The organism is Pseudarthrobacter sp. NPDC092439 (genome assembly GCF_044754945.1).
Lineage (GTDB): Bacteria > Actinomycetota > Actinomycetes > Actinomycetales > Micrococcaceae > Arthrobacter.
Genome location: NZ_JBIVQB010000005.1, coordinates 10,816 through 25,608 on the forward strand (window position 1 = coordinate 10,816; position 14,793 = coordinate 25,608).

The 14,793-nt window shown below is 68.5% G+C and carries 11 protein-coding genes and 1 pseudogene; 8 read left to right on the top strand and 4 right to left on the bottom strand.

What is annotated here, in order from left to right; translation table 11 throughout:
• Positions 1–66 precede the first annotated feature (66 nt).
• From ACIQCM_RS11680 to ACIQCM_RS11690, 3 genes are read right to left on the bottom strand one after another with little or no spacing between them, the layout of a single operon-like run.
• Positions 67–3,501: an ATP-binding protein gene (locus ACIQCM_RS11680; RefSeq protein WP_400607410.1), complete on the bottom strand. Its 3,435-nt coding sequence runs from the start codon at positions 3,499–3,501 to the stop codon at positions 67–69.
• Positions 3,498–4,271: a DUF4194 domain-containing protein gene (locus ACIQCM_RS11685; protein WP_400607408.1), complete on the bottom strand. Its 774-nt coding sequence runs from the start codon at positions 4,269–4,271 to the stop codon at positions 3,498–3,500. Before ACIQCM_RS11685 ends, ACIQCM_RS11680 begins: the two co-directional genes overlap by 4 nt.
• Positions 4,264–5,721, bottom strand: a complete 1,458-nt coding sequence (locus tag ACIQCM_RS11690; RefSeq protein WP_400607405.1) for a DUF3375 family protein — start codon at positions 5,719–5,721, stop codon at positions 4,264–4,266. The genes ACIQCM_RS11685 and ACIQCM_RS11690 overlap by 8 nt, the downstream gene beginning before the upstream one ends.
• A gap of 255 nt (positions 5,722–5,976) precedes the next feature.
• Here ACIQCM_RS11690 and ACIQCM_RS11695 point away from each other — a divergent pair, with 255 nt between their 5' ends.
• From ACIQCM_RS11695 to ACIQCM_RS11705, 3 genes are all read left to right on the top strand, one after another.
• Positions 5,977–6,276, top strand: a complete 300-nt coding sequence (locus ACIQCM_RS11695; RefSeq protein WP_400607403.1) for a hypothetical protein — start codon at positions 5,977–5,979, stop codon at positions 6,274–6,276.
• 73 nt (positions 6,277–6,349) lie between these two features.
• Entirely contained in the window at positions 6,350–8,353 is a 2,004-nt protein-coding gene (locus ACIQCM_RS11700) for an acyl-CoA dehydrogenase family protein (protein ID WP_400607401.1), read from the top strand.
• Between the two features lie 64 nt (positions 8,354–8,417).
• Positions 8,418–9,179, top strand: a complete 762-nt coding sequence (locus ACIQCM_RS11705) for a hypothetical protein (RefSeq protein ID WP_400607399.1) — start codon at positions 8,418–8,420, stop codon at positions 9,177–9,179.
• 30 nt (positions 9,180–9,209) lie between these two features.
• Here ACIQCM_RS11705 and ACIQCM_RS11710 read toward each other — a convergent pair whose 3' ends face one another.
• Positions 9,210–9,608 carry a YchJ family protein gene (locus ACIQCM_RS11710; protein ID WP_400607396.1) on the bottom strand — a complete coding sequence of 133 codons (399 nt, stop codon included), beginning with the start codon at positions 9,606–9,608 and terminating at the stop codon, positions 9,210–9,212.
• A 162-nt stretch (positions 9,609–9,770) separates the two neighbouring features.
• On the opposite strand from ACIQCM_RS11710, the gene ACIQCM_RS11715 reads away from it, so the two are divergent.
• The 5 genes and pseudogenes from ACIQCM_RS11715 to ACIQCM_RS11735 all read left to right on the top strand — a co-directional run bounded on the left by ACIQCM_RS11715 (position 9,771) and on the right by ACIQCM_RS11735 (position 14,662).
• Entirely contained in the window at positions 9,771–10,514 is a 744-nt protein-coding gene (locus tag ACIQCM_RS11715; protein ID WP_400607393.1) for a hypothetical protein, read from the top strand.
• 27 nt (positions 10,515–10,541) lie between these two features.
• A complete protein-coding gene (locus ACIQCM_RS11720; protein WP_400607391.1) occupies positions 10,542–11,546 on the top strand; it encodes an aldo/keto reductase family protein in 1,005 nt (334 codons plus the stop codon).
• Positions 11,547–11,679: 133 nt separating this feature from the next.
• Positions 11,680–12,766 (top strand): annotated as a pseudogene (locus ACIQCM_RS11725) (sulfite oxidase).
• Positions 12,767–12,800: 34 nt separating this feature from the next.
• Complete coding sequence (locus tag ACIQCM_RS11730) at positions 12,801–13,184, top strand: RNA-binding S4 domain-containing protein (protein ID WP_400607389.1); 384 nt, start codon at positions 12,801–12,803, stop codon at positions 13,182–13,184.
• The gene (locus tag ACIQCM_RS11735) at positions 13,181–14,662 is read left to right on the top strand and encodes an amidohydrolase (RefSeq protein WP_400607387.1); all 1,482 of its coding nucleotides are present in this window, start codon (positions 13,181–13,183) and stop codon (positions 14,660–14,662) included. Before ACIQCM_RS11730 ends, ACIQCM_RS11735 begins: the two co-directional genes overlap by 4 nt.
• Positions 14,663–14,793 lie beyond the last annotated feature (131 nt).

Sequence of the window (14,793 nt, forward strand, 5' to 3'; positions counted from 1 at the left end):
TGACCCTCTCTCACCAGGTGAGAGAGGGTCAGGGGAAAAGGCACATTAAGTGAGAGAGCGTCCGGGTCAGCGGAGCAGGATGTCCACCGGGTTTGCCTCGGACCGCCACGCGCCCTCTTCGCCGGGGCGCGGCCGGATCACCGGCGCCGTGAGCACGCCGGAGCGGTTGGTGCGCTTGTCGCGGAGGATTTCGGTGACGGAGCCCAGGTGCCGGGAAAGGTCGATGACGTTCTCCGGGGCGGCCAGCAGCAGCTGGAACCCAAACTCGTGCAGCGCCTTGATGCCGGCGCCGGCAAATTCCTCCGACGCCAGCACGAACGCCTCGTCCATCATCACGGTGCCGTAGGTGGTAAACCCCTGCTCGGCGATGCCCAGCTGGTAGCTCAGCGCCGCGGCCATGATGAACGCGGTGAACCGCTGCCGCTCGCCGCCGGACATGGAGCCGGTGTCCGCATGCATGAAGACTTCGGTCCTGCTGCCCACTTCGCGGTGTTCCTTGCACTGGATGAACAGATGTCCGCGCACGTCCAGCACTTCGGCCCGCCACCGCCTGTCCTCCGGAGCCTGCGAGCCCAGCCGCTTGACCAGGGTTTCCAAGGACTTGTACCGGGCGGTGAGCTCGGCGTCCTCGTCACGTTCGGGAGCGGCGCCCTCCGTTTTGGGCGCGCGCGAGTGCCGCGCCTTCAGTGCGTTCTGGATGGCGTCCTTGAACTGCTTGGCCGTGGCGGGCAGCGTCTGCTTGATGTCCAGTTCGAGGTAGCTGCCCTCGTGGAAGTTCACCTCGGACAGGATCCCGTTCAGGGGCAGGATGCGGCTGGTTATGGACCGGCGTTCCTCATCCAGCAGGTGCAGCAGCGTACTGAAGGATTCGTGCGTGCGCTGGTTGAAGAACTGCCGGAACTCGGCCTCCTGCGCGGGCAGTCCGTCATTCACGATCGCGTGGTACCGGGCTTCGAACTCCCCCGCAGCGCCGATTGTGGTGCCGTGGTCCGCGGAAATCGCGCTTCCCCAGTCCCGGACGAACGCTTCGAAGATTCGCGTCAGCCGCTCGGCGGTGCCCTGGCCCCGCGACTCCGCCGCGTGCAGTTCACCCAGGAGCACGGTCCGCACGCGGTTGGCCAGGTTGTCCAGCTCGTGCATCTGCGCCACTTCGCCAAAGTCCGCAAAGTACGGTTCCAGCGCGGCAACCGTGGCGTCCGACGGCGGCGCTTCAGCCAGGCGTCCCCGTGCGGCTTCCAGCAGCGCATCGGCGGTGGTGAGCTCCCGGTCCAGTGCCTTGTACTCGCTCTGCAGGACGGCCGCAGCCTCGGTGCTGGCCTGGTGTTTCTGCCGCACCTCCTCGATGGCGGCGCGCAGGGGTTCCAGGTCGGCCTGGGCCGCCAGGGCGTCCTTCAGCCGCTGTTCGATCCGCGCCAGTTCCTCGGCCGCCACCACGGCGGAGACCTGGTCCCAGGTCCGTTCGTCCTGGGCGATCCGGCGCAGGGCGTCCAGCTGCCGGCTCATGCCCTGGTGTGAGTCTTCGCGGCTCTGCGCCAGCTCGGCGGCCTTGGCCACTTCCTGCCGGAGGTCTTCAACCTGGCCGGCCACGAGTTCCAGCTTGGCGGCATTGTCGAAGCCCAGCACGTAATCCTGCCGGCTGGTGAAGCGGTCGTCCTTCTCCACGGTGTGGCGGTTCCGCTTGACCACGCCGCCGAGGCTCAGGCCGCGGTCCAGCCCGGCGAGCTCGCCGGGGTCCTCCACGCACGGGTATGCGAAGTCCAGGGCGATCCGCTCGCGGACCCAGGCCCCGGCGTCGGCAGCCGAACCGGTGGCGAGGATGTCCAGCTTGGTAAGCAGGTCGCCGTGGTGCGCTTCCTCCACGGCGAGCGCACCGCCTGCGAGCGGCTTGGAGATATCCACCGCCCGCAACGCGCCGCGGATATTGTGGCCGTTCAGGTACCGGGTCACCGCGGCGAAGTGCTCGCCGGGGACCAGCAGCGTGGTGGCCAGGCTGCGGAGCGCGCGCTCGGCGGCGGGGCGCCACCGCTCCTCCCCCTCCGCAAGGTCCATGAGTTCGCCGGCGAAGGGCATCCGGTCCTCCGGGACGCCGGTTGCGGCGGCGATCGCGGCACGGTTTTCGATGCTCGACGGCGGCAGGAGGGATTTGCGCGTCTTCAGCGAGTCGAGTTCCTGCTCAGCCGCGGCAAGTTCGCGCTTTCGGGTCGCGTGCGCGTCGAAGGCTTCGAAGCGGAGCTCCTGGAGCGCGTGCGAGTCGTCCTGAAGTTCGGCGGAGCGCGCGGCGGCCTGTTCGTGGGCCTGTTCCCAGCCTTCCTCCGTCCACTCGAGCTGCAGGCCGGCGTCGGCGAGCGCCTGCTTAGCGGATTCCTCCACCTGCTGGCGCAGCCTGAGCCCTACCCTGGCGTTCTCGAGGGCCTGCTCTATGGCTGAGATGGCGTTGCCGCCCTGGTTGTTGTAGTCCGCCTCGAGCTGACGCAGCTCCTTGGCCAGCCCATCCCGGACTGCGCGCTCGGCACCGAGTTCCTTCGCCTTGGCCTGCGCCAGTTCCTTGAAGCGGGCAAGCGTCTTCTGGTGCACGGATACCGCCAGCTGCTGCCGGTACGCCTCGAACTCTTCACCGGTGAGATCGCGGAGCCGGTTGGCGTCGAGCAGTGCCTGCGCGTATTCACGGTTCAGGCCGGGGACCGGCGCCAGCTGGTCCCGCTGCTGCCGGACGTCTTCCAGCCGCTGCCTGATGGACATGAGGTTGCTGAACTCCTCCACCACGTCATCAGCGGCGGCGAGGGTGGCCGGCGCGTCCAGGACCTGGTCGCGGAAAAACGTGTTGACGCTCCCGCCCAGGCCCTTGCCGGCCTGGATGACGCGCAGCAGAGGCAGCGCCTGGTCCGAGTTGATGCCCAGCAGCCGGCGGAAGCGTTCCGCGAAGGCCTTGTGCACGTCGAACACCTGCGCGTTGGGGAACACCGCCTCCAGGGCCGCGCGGCTGAACCGCTTGTCCGCGATTCCTTCCAGCGTTTCGAGGTCCAGCGGCGCGTTGTCGATCAGGTAGAACCGGCCCACGCTGGATTCGGTGCCGTTCTTGGGCAGGTCGAACAGTGCAGACACGGTAACCCGGGTGCCGGCGGCGTTGTCGAACGTGAGGGCGACGGCGGACCAGGTCGCCCCGGGGCGCTGAAAGGCACTTGCCGATCCCTCGCCCACGGCCTTGTCGCCCACCTTGCCACGCATGTAGGTGAAGGTGGTCCGCTTGTCCTCCACCGCCCCGCCGGCGCGCTGGGCGGCAGCCTCGTTGGACCGGGGGCGCGCGTCGAAGACCCGCAGCATCGCATCGAAAAGCGTGGACTTGCCCACGCCGGAGTTGCCGGTCAGCAGGGTGCCGTTGCGGTCCACGTGCATGGTGTGGGCGCCGTGGAACGTTCCCCAGTTGACCACCTGCACCAACGCCAGGCGCATCTGGCCGGGGTTGGTCAGCTCGCCCAGTGGCAGCATGCTCGCGATCGTCACTTGGTGCCCCTTTCGGTGAGCGCATCCTCAGGTTCGGTGTCCCCGTCAGGTGCCGCATCGCCGTCGAACTCCAGCAGCGGTTCCGTCCCCGACTGGTCTGCCGAGGCGGCAACGAGGGCTGTGATCTGGGCCGGGATGTCGCCGATGTTCTCGAACGGGAGCGCCAGGGGCAGGGCGTTGGAGATGGCGTACACGTCCTCCAGCCCGGTGGGGATGAGGAGCTGGCGGGCAAGGAGCTTGCTGATGGCGCGGGTGACCACGTCCGAATCCCGTAGGGCGTCCTGCTGGCCGGCGGGCTGGTAGTGCGCCACGAGGTCCGTGATCTCCTCGCGGGTCACGGTGGGGTCCGTCTGCGCGGTGACATGGCGGTCCAGGAGCAGCCGCAGTCGGAGCAGGACGATGGTTTCCACCCGGCTCAAGGCGCGCTGCTGGCGCAGGATGCTGGACCGGGCGCTTGCGCCGATTGCTTCGGGGTCCACGGGCCGCAAAACGGCGATCTTCCGTTCATGGTCAAGCTGCATGGTCAGGAACAGCTCCGACAGGCGGCTGCGCAGGATCACCTGGTTGTCCAGCAGCACCGTCCACAGCTTCTCGTCCCGTCCGCCGTCGATGTACGGGCCCTTGAGGAGCCTGACCAGCGCCTGGCGCACCTTCATGGGCAGCACGCCGGTGTCACCCGGAAACAGCGCGGCGCCGTCAACGAAGGTGTCCCGCGGCGCAGGTGCGGCGTGCCGCCCGGGAGCTGCCGCCGTCGTGATCTCTTCAGTCATCAGAATCCTTTGCGAGCGTGACCACCGGAAGGTAGGCCGTGCGGGTGGTGCCGTCTATCTGTTCAAAGTCCACGCCGTCCCAGGCGTCCCTGCTGAAGTCCGCCCCGGCGTGGAGGGCGTGCGAAAGGAGGCCGCGGATGGTGTTGATGTGCTGCTCCTCCCGCGGCAGCTGTGCCCAGGCCTCCGCGAGGGTCCCGGCGCCTGCCATGGCCGCCCGGATCACCTCGGGTTTGGCCTTGGCGGTCCGCGGCGAGCGCACCCGGTCCGAATCGCTGAAGGCGATCGGGTCAGCGAGCCTGGGCGGGGCGGCAAACTCGTCCGGGTCGAAGAGCTTGACCATTGAGAGGGATTCAAACCCGGCGTTGTAGAGGACCGGGCCAGGCACCAGGGCGGGACGTTCCCGTTCGTAGGGAAGGGAGCGGATGGCCTGTTCGGCCTCCCGGAGGACCTGGCGAAGCCGGACGGACTGGCGGAAATCGTCGCTCTGGACGTAGGTGTTCAGGCTCTCGCTGAGCTTGCCGTAGATCCGCTGGATCTGGCTGTGCTGCTGCCGCAGTTCCGCCACCAGGTTCTTGAGGGTTTCCCGGTCCTCCGGCGTAAGGTCGTCCGCGAACTGCCGGCCCAGGACCTCGCTGATGGCGGACCGGAACCTCAGCTGTTGCTGGGGGTCCTCCAGGAAGGCGGCGAAGGAACGGAAAGTCCTGCCTTCCGGGCTTTGCCGGAGCCGCTTGTCCGCCTCCAGCACCTGGGCCATGGTGGCGCCCTTGGTGAGCGACTCCTCGATGATCTGGTTGCGGAGCCCGCCCACCAGTTCCTCGATCCGGTCACGCATCTTCTTGTAGTCCGCCGGGAGGCTCGCGGCGAGGTCCAGGATGTTCCCGGCCGCTTCCACGGCCTCGTCGTCATCGAGCAGGCCGTCAAATTCACCGCTGCTGATGTCCTGGATCAGCTGCTGGCGCTCCTCGATCTCCTCTTCCAGGGATTCAAGGCGGGCGCTTTGGTCGGGGTTGGTTTCGTTGGCCAGCTTCTCCACGTCCCCCAGGAGGGTGCCCAGGCGGGACCCGTTGAGGGTGGAGCGGTCGCTGGAGAGGCTGTCCAGGAACGCGAGCACGCGTGCGGCCGGCTCGGTGACTTCGTAGACGATCTGGCCCGACTGGTTCCGGCGGGTGAGGAACTGCCTGCGCGTCCATTCGTCGCCGAACGCCTTTCCGTTGGCCCCTCCGCCCAGCGCAGGATCCTTGCGCCGGAGCTCCTCAAGGAAGGAGTCGACGTCGGCATGGAACTCCTCGAGCGGAAGCTGCGGCCGGGTGCGGGTAAATGAGGCCTGCAGTACCGCGATCACCCACGGCGCCGAACGCGTGAGGGCCCATGCCGGTCCTTTGGTGAGGAGTTCGAGGTCCCGGAGCCGGGCGCTGATGGCGTCAGCGGATGACCTGGCGGAGCGGGGCACGCACTCTCCTCGGGCTGGTTGGGGATTCTGTGGTCTTGGGCGGCGGAAAACCGCCACCCTCAAGGTTAACGCAGACCGTCTAAGGCAACGCGGGCCGCGACCCGTCCGTGACCTACCCCCGCGTAGTGTTTCGATCCCGTATCAACAGCTCCCGGGGGCCTTTTGGCTCTGGCTGGCGGCCCGGCCCGCACCTACGCTTCAGCTACCGATTCCGGCCAAAAGCAGCCAACAACACGTTTCGCAGCAGGGGGAACCATGCAGTTCGATCTCAGCGCATTTGAAACCGGGACCCTGGTGTTCATCGGAACCCTGGTCTTCGCAGCCGTCCTGGCAGCCTTCGTCCTCACCGCGGCCCTCGCGGCCCTGCTGCTGCTGGGGCTGGGCAAGCTCGCCTGGACGGTGGCCGCCGGCACGGTACTGGCGCTGGTGAACGGGATCAATGCGGGCTGGGAGATCGTGGCGCGTTCCGCCGCCGGGGTGTCCGACCGGGCCGCCACCGGCGACCGCCGGCCGTCACCGGCCCCTGGCACAGGAAGCTACCCGCGGGTAATATAGAAAGACAGCTGAAGGGTTCTCCAACCCGGCGGATCCATGGCTACACCGGCCGGTCCGGCCAAGGAGATGACCCATGAGCTCCGCAACTGACACCCCCGCAACCACTGATGCTCCTGGCGCGGAAACTCCCGTTCCGGCCGGCAACCTCGGTGCGGGAGCCACCGCGGATGACGCCCGCGCCATCGCCGAGGCCGCCCGCGAATCTGCCTGGGAACGGCCCAGCTTCGCCAAGGGCCTGTACCTGGGCAGCTTCGACCTGGGGCTGGTGCACCCGTGGCCCGCCGCGCGCTCCGAGGATGTGGAGCGCGGTGAAGCCTTCATGGCCCGGCTCACCGACTACGCGAAGACCCTGGACGGGAGCGTGATCGAGCGGGAGGCGAAGATCCCGGACGAATACATCCGGGGCCTGGCCGATCTCGGCGTCTTCGGCATGAAGATCCCGCAGGACTACGGCGGGTTGGGCCTCTCCCTGGTTTACTACGGCCGGGCGCTGGCGATGCTGGGCAGCGTGCACCCCAGCCTGGGAGCCCTGCTCTCGGCCCACCAGTCCATCGGCGTCCCCGAACCGGTCAAGGTTTTCGGCACCCCTGAGCAGAAGCGCGAGTACCTGCCGCGCTGCGCCGCCGGGGCCATCACCGCGTTCCTCCTGACGGAGCCGGACGTGGGCAGCGACCCCGCCCGCATGGGCGCCACGGCAACACCAACGGGCGACGGCGATGCGTACCTTTTGGACGGCGTGAAACTTTGGACCACCAATGGGGTGATTGCTGAACTGGTGGTGGTGATGGCGGTGGTCCCGGCCTACACCGGCCCGGACGGAACCGTTCACAAGGGCGGGATCAGCGCTTTCGTGGTGGAGATGGATTCGCCCGGGATCACCGTGGAAAACCGGAACGCCTTCATGGGCCTGCGCGGCATCGAGAACGGCGTCACACGGTTCCACCAGGTCCGGGTGCCTGCCGCCAACCGGCTGGGCCGCGAAGGACAGGGACTGAAGATCGCGCTGACCACCCTTAATACAGGGCGGCTCTCCATCCCCGCGCTGTGCGTGGCATCGGGGCGCTGGAGCCTGAAGATTGCCCGCGAATGGTCCAACGCCCGCACTCAGTGGGGCCGGCCGGTGGGTGAACATGAGGCCGTTGGCAAGAAGATCGCCTTCATCGCCGCCTCCGCGTTTGCCCTGGATGCCGTCTTTGAACTCTCCGCCGAACTCGCCGACGCCGGCCAGAAGGACGTGCGGATCGAAGCCGCGCTGGCCAAGCTGTGGGCAACCGAGATCAGCTGCCGGATCGCGGACGAACTGGTCCAGGTCCGGGGCGGGCGCGGCTTCGAGACGGCGGAATCACTGGCGGCACGCGGTGAACGGGCCGTGCCGGCGGAGCAGCAGCTGCGGGACCTGCGGATCAACCGGATCTTCGAGGGTTCGTCGGAAATCATGCGCCTGCTGATTGCCCGGGAAGCCGTGGACGCGCACTTGGCAGCCGCGGGCGACCTCGCGTCCCTGGATGCGAGCCTGCAGGACAAGGCGCGTGCCGCCGTCGGAGCCTCCGGCTTCTACGCCAAGTGGTTGCCCAGGCTCGTGGCCGGCGCCGGCATGGACCCTCGCTCCTACGGCGAGTTCGGCCGGCTGGCCAAGCACCTGCGGTTCGTGGAGCGCTCGTCCCGGCGGCTGGCCCGGCAAACGTTCTACGCCATGGGCCGCTGGCAGGCGAAGCTCGAGCGGAAGCAGGCATTCCTGGGGCGCGTGGTGGACATCGGCGCCGAACTGTTCGCGATGACCGCCTGCTGCTCCCGGGCCGAGATGCTCATGCGCACATCACCGGAGAAGGGCGCCGGCGCCTACGAATTGGCGGAGGCGTACTGCGAACAGGCGCGCGTGCGGGTGGACGAATACTTCGACCAGCTGTGGCGCAACACGGACGACGCCGACCGGCGCCTCACGCGCAAGGTCCTCGCTGGCGATTACACCTGGCTTGAGGCAGGGGTGCTGGACCAGTCCGAAGGGACCGGCCCATGGATCGCGGACGCTTCCCCCGGGGCCTCCACCAGGGAGAACCTGCACCGGAAGTATCGGTAAAACCGCTGGTCACCGCACCGTAAGCATGCTTGCTATCCGCCGAAGCGGGTGGTTGAGTTGAACCATGAGCAGCTCAACGGACCCAGAGAACCTGCCTTCCCGGCGTGCCCGCGAGGACGACACCCGCGCCTTTGACCGTCCACGGACGGACGACGACGCCACGCGCGCCTACCCGGAAACGTCCGGCGCGTCAGCCACGCGGGACTACGTCCCGGCGGCACCGGTTGCCGATCCCGGCCTGGCGGACCGGGAAACGGCTTTCACCCGCGAAAAGGAGCAGTTCGGCGGCATCAAGGCCGGCTCTGCCTTCTTCGGCTGGCTTACTGCCACGGGCATGGCTGTCCTGCTGACCGCACTGGTCGCAGCGGCCGGAACCGCCGTTGGCCTGGCGAACAACGCGGACGTCGGCGACGCCGTCAGCGAGGTGGCCAACAACGGCACCATCGGACTGGTGGGCATCATCGTGCTGCTGGTCATCCTTCTGGTGTCCTACTATTGCGGCGGCTACGTGGCGGGCCGGATGGCGCGGTTCAACGGCGCCAAGCAGGGGCTCATGGTGTGGATCTGGGCACTCATCGCCGCGATCGTCATGGCCATCCTGGGATTGGTGGCCGGCCAGCGCTTCAACGTGCTGGCAAGCCTGAACAGCTTTCCCCGGATTCCCATCAACGAGGGTGAGCTGACCACCACCAGCATCATCGCGGCAGTGGTGGTTGCCGCGGTGGCACTGCTGGGTGCCATACTCGGCGGGCTGGCCGGCATGCGGTTCCACCGGAAGGTGGACCGCGCGGGCTTCACCCCGGAAAGCGACTACCGGGACGAGTAGCCGGGCCACCTGGCCGCCAGTCCGGGACCGTCAGCCGCGGAACGTGCCGTCCACGTAGTACCAGCGGCCGCCTTCCCGGACAAACCTGCTGGCCTCATGGAGGATGCCGCGTTCATCCCCCTGCCGGTAGTAGGCCTTGAACTCCACCATGCCCTCGGTATCCAGCGGCCCGCCCCGGCTGGTGGACACGATATCCAGGCGCCGCCACTCCATATCCGGCTCCAGCACCAGTTCCGCCGGGACCGTGTCCGGATGGTGCGTCAGCAGCAGGTAATCGGCATCCAGGAGCGCAAACGCGCTGTAGCGGGAACGCATCAACTGCTCCGCCGTGGCGGCCTTGGCACGGCCTGAATGGAACCGCCCGCAGCATGCCCCGTACTGCTCGCCGGACAGGCACGGGCAGTTGGCGTCATCCCGGTTTCCGTTCATAAGCCGATGCTGTCATACCGGGTAACAGCTTTGAAACAACCCGCCCCGGCCGCCCTTCACACCGGCAATCGGCCACAAAAATCCGTATGGTGGAGAAAGAGCTGATGCCCTGGACGAGTGGGCGCCGGCGGGGCCTCGCTGCCGGCAGAGAGGAGAGATGACGTGGAAGATCCGGATACCCTCATCCTCAACCTGACCTTTTTGGGCACCGTGGGCATCGCCGTCCTGATGTTCCTTGTGCTCTTCCTTTTGGGCGTCCTCACCCTGATTCTTGCCGGCGTGGGCCGCCTTACCGCCGTAGTGTTGATGGCCCTCCTGGGCTACCGCCCCAGCCGGGAATCCATTCCCCTGGTGCGGCTCACGGGGGCCGACGGGCGCGCCGGAACTGAGGAACCGGCGGAAGCGTCGACGTCCGACGACGACGCTGCCGCCCCCCGGGTGCGGCGCAGCTGGCGGTCTGCACTCAGCCCGCGACGGCTGGATCCGAGGCGGTTTAAGCCCGCGCGCGTGAAGGCGGCGCTGCGCTCCGCCGTCGTGCATCACCCGGCCGTGGCAGCCGGACACCGTGAGCCGCCCGCCCTCGCCGACGACTGGGCTGCCGCCGTTGCCGAGGCGGACGCCCGCGCCATCGCCCGGGCACGCGCGGCCACCCCGGACATCAGACTCACGGTCCGCGACCTGCCCGACCCCAAGGTGCCGGCGGACAACCTGGCGGAGGTGGCGCCGCTGGTGGAATCAGCCGTGGAGACCAGCCGGCCGGCCGGGGAAGTGCCGCGGTCATTCAAGAAGCCGCCCGAGCCCAAGCCTCTGGCGCCGCTGGACACCGGATCGCTGGTATCGCTCGCCGGACCGGGTCTGCCCGGGAGACCGCTGCCGGAACTGAAAGGCAAACAGCCCTTACCCTGAGCAACCAACTGGGTTAGCGTAAAACCCATGGAATTCAGGTATCTCGGAAACAGCGGTTTCAAAGTCTCGGAAATCACGTTCGGCAACTGGCTGACGCACGGCTCGCAGGTGGAAAACGACGTGGCCGCCCAGTGCGTCCGCGCCGCGCTCGATGCCGGCGTCAGCACCTTTGACACGGCCGACGTCTATGCGAATACGGCCGCGGAAACGGTGCTGGGAGAGGCGCTGAAGGGCGAGCGCCGGGAGTCGCTGGAGATCTTCACGAAGGTCTACGGACCTACCGGGCCCAAGGGCAAGAACGATCTGGGCCTGTCCCGCAAGCACATCATGGAGTCCATCAATGGGTCGCTGCGCCGGCTGCAGACCGACTACGTGGACCTGTACCAGGCGCACCGGTACGACTTCGAAACGCCGCTGGAAGAGACCATGCAGGCGTTCGCAGACATCGTCAGGCAGGGCAAGGCCCTGTATATCGGGGTCAGCGAGTGGACCGCCGATCAGCTGCGCGAAGGCCACAAGCTGTCGAAGGAGCTTGGCTTCCAGCTGATCTCCAACCAGCCGCAGTACTCCATGCTTTGGCGGGTCATCGAGGCCGAGGTAGTGCCGGCGTCGGAGGAGCTGGGTGTATCGCAGATCGTCTGGTCGCCGATGGCCCAAGGCGTACTGAGCGGCAAGTACCTGCCCGGCCAGCCGGCTCCGGAAGGCAGCCGCGCAACGGACCAGAAGGGCGGGGCCAAGATGATCGAGCGCTGGATGCGGGACGACGTCCTGGCCGGCGTGCAGGAGCTGAAGCCGATCGCGGCCGACGCCGGGCTGTCCATGCCGCAGCTTGCCGTGGCGTGGGTGCTGCAGAACCCGAACGTGGCCTCCGCCATCGTGGGGGCTTCCCGGCCGGAGCAAATCGCGGACAGTGTGGCTGCCGCCGGCGTGAAGCTGGAACCGCAGGTTCTGAAGCGGATCGACGACGCCATCGGCTCCCTCGCCGAGCGGGACCCGGCGCAGACCAAATCGCCGGCCCAGCGGGAAGCCTAAACTCCAGACTCCCGCGCCGCCCTCCCCGCGGAGGGCGGCAGAGGGCGGCGGGGCCGTTGACGGCGCGTGCACCCGTGCGTAAACCTGTGAGGAGGGGGAACCAGCCACACCGGGCCCAACAGAACGCCGCGCCATGAAGCAGACCCAGCGGAACCGCAATGCCGCCCCTCCTTCCACGGGACCGCTCACCCGGGAGGAACTCCAGCTCGCCGCGCGGAACCACTCGATGCCGCTGGAGGCGCTCCGGTACGAAGTCACGCCGCCGGGGCTCCACTACGTCCTGACGCACTTCGACATCCCGGACATTGACCCCGACCACTGGCACCTGCGTGTCCATGGCGCCGTGGAAGGCTCCCTCGAGTTGTCGATGGCAGCGCTGCACCGTGAACCGGCCATTACCGTGCCCGTCACGCTTGAATGTGCCGGCAATGGCCGGTCCCTCCTGGAGCCGCGGCCGCTTAGCCAGCCCTGGGTGCTCGAAGGCGTCGGCACCGCCGAGTGGACCGGGGTGCCGCTTGCCTACCTGCTGGGGAAGGCCGGGGTGCGGCCGAATGCCGTCGACGTTGTCTTCACCGGGGCCGACTCCGGGGTTCAGGGCGGCGTCCCCCAGCGGTACGCACGGAGCCTGCCGATCCGGCGAGGCGTTGCGTCCCGACGTCGTGCTTGCCTACGCCATGAATGGTGCGCCGCTGCCGCCCCAGCACGGCTATCCGCTGCGCCTGGTGGTTCCGGGCTGGTACGGCATGGCCAGCGTGAAATGGCTGGAATCGATCGAGGTGGCCACCACCCGTTTCACCGGGTTCCAGCAGGACGTCGCGTACCGGTACCAGGAATCCGCGGACGACGGCGGCACTCCCGTTTCGCGGATCCGGGTGCGTTCGCTGATGGTTCCGCCGGGCGTCCCGGACTTCTTCACGCGGACCCGGATCCTGCCGCACGGTCCCGTTCTGCTGCAGGGCCGCGCGTGGTCCGGGGAAGGTGCGGTGACCGGAGTGGAGGTGGGCATTGACGGCAAATGGGTGCCCGCCCATCTCGAGCCGCCCGCCGGCGGCTTCGCCTGGCGCAAATGGACCCTCCCGTGGGTGGCCGATCCGGGCGAGCATGTCCTGAGCTGCCGCGCCACGGATGTAACCGGCGCTGCCCAGCCCCTGGAGCAGAACTGGAACTACCAGGGGCTGGGCAACAACGTGGTCCAGCGGGTGCGCGTGCTGGTCGAGTGAGGGCAGGGGCGCGGGGCTATACTCGGTCCCAGCCATGACGAGCCTTCCTTCTTCCCCCGCCACCGTCCGCATTGATGCCTGGCTGTGGGCAATCCGCGCCTACAAGACCCGGTCGGCGGCCACAGCGTCCTGCCGCGCGGGCCACGTCCGCCTCAACGGCACCCCGGCCAAGGCCTCGGCCACCCTGGTCACCGGCGACACCGTCACCGTGCGCATGCCGGGGTACGAACGCATTCTCGAGGTTCGCAGGCTGATCGCCAAGCGCGTTGGGGCCGAGGCGGCGTCGCACTGCTTCACGGACCACACCCCTCCACGCCCGCTGGCCCCTGCGCTCGGTATCCCTCAGCGGGACCGCGGCGCCGGCCGGCCCACCAAGAAGGACCGCCGCGAAATGGACCGCCTCCGGGGGCCGGCATGACCGGCCTGGCGCTCAAATCGGTCCGCTTCCCGGGTGACGGTGCTGCATACGACGTCCACATCCGCGACGGTGCCGTGGCCGGGGTCTTTCGTCGGGAAGCGGCCCCCGGCGCCGGCTTGCCTGTGCTGGACTGCGGCGGACGATACCTGATTCCCGGGTTGTGGGACGAGCACGTCCACATGACCCAGTGGGCCATGCACGCGAACCGGCTGGACCTCTCAGGCGCGGCGTCGGCACGCGAGGCGGCGGCCGCCGTCGGCCGTTCCCTTGCCGGCGTGGACACCGGGGAGGGGACCTTCGTGGGCGTCGGCTTCCGGGACGCCCTGTGGAGGGACAGTCCCACGCGTGACCTGCTCGACGCCGCGTCGGGGGAACGCCCCGTCGCGCTGGTGAGCCATGACCTGCACTGCGTGTGGCTCAACAGCGCGGCCGGACGCCGCTATGGCGTGGAACTGGACGCGTCCGGGCTGCTGCGCGAGGATCCCGCGTTCCGCCTCACCCGGGAGCTGGGCCGGCTGCCGGACGCTGTGGTGGACAAGTGGGTGGACTCCGCCGCCCGGGCTGCTGCCGCACGCGGCTTGGTGGGCGTGGTGGACCTGGAGATGACGTGGAACCGGGAGCCGTGGCTGCGGCGGATCGCCGGCGGCTTCGATGCCCTGCGGGTGGAAGCCGGCGTCTATCCGGAGGACCTGGATCGCGCCGTTTCGGGGGGCATGCGGACGGGGCAGGAGGTCGACGGCGGTGGCGGGCTCTTGCGCGTCGGGCCGCTCAAGGTGCTTGTCGACGGCTCGCTCAACACGCGAACCGCCTACTGCGTGGACCCGTACCCGTTCGGCGGGCACGGGCTCCTGACGGTCAGCGCCGGGGAGCTCCTGGCGCTGCTGGAGGCGGCCCGGGATACCGGGTTCCTCCCGGCCGTCCATGCGATTGGCGACGCGGCGAACCAGGTGGCGCTGGATGCTTTCGAGCGGGCGGGAATTGGCGGGCGGATCGAGCACGCGCAGTTTGTGCGGCGGGAGGATTTCCCGCGGTTCGGCGCCCTGGGCGTGGTGGCCAGCGTCCAGCCCCTGCACGCCCTGGACGATCGCGACGCCGCCGAGTCCAACTGGCCGGACGGGACGGACCGTGCGTTTCCCCTGCGCTCCCTTCTCGACGCCGGCGCCACGCTCGCGCTCGGTTCCGACGCCCCGGTGGCGCGCCTCGATCCGTGGGCGGCGATGTCCGCTGCCACCACACGGTCTGCCCTGGACGGGCGGGAGCCGTGGCAGCCGCAGGAGGCCATCACGCGTGAGCAGGCCCTTTCAGCGTCGATCCGGGGGCGGTTTGGGGCGGGAATCCGTGCGGGTGATCCTGCCGATCTGGTGCTCCTGGACGCCGATCCCCTCGCTGTTCCGGAACCTCATTTTGCCGCCATGCCCGTGGCGGCCACGCTGGTGGCAGGACGTTTTACGTACGACGGCGGCTGGGCGGGTTTGTAGGCCGGGCCACCTGGCGCAGTGGTCGAGTTAGAGCCTGGAAACCACTGGTTTTCCACGGAGGGCGGGTTTTCCACATAGGCCTGATGCTTACGGGAAGTTGGCTACACGGGCTGGAAGACTTGGTTCATGGT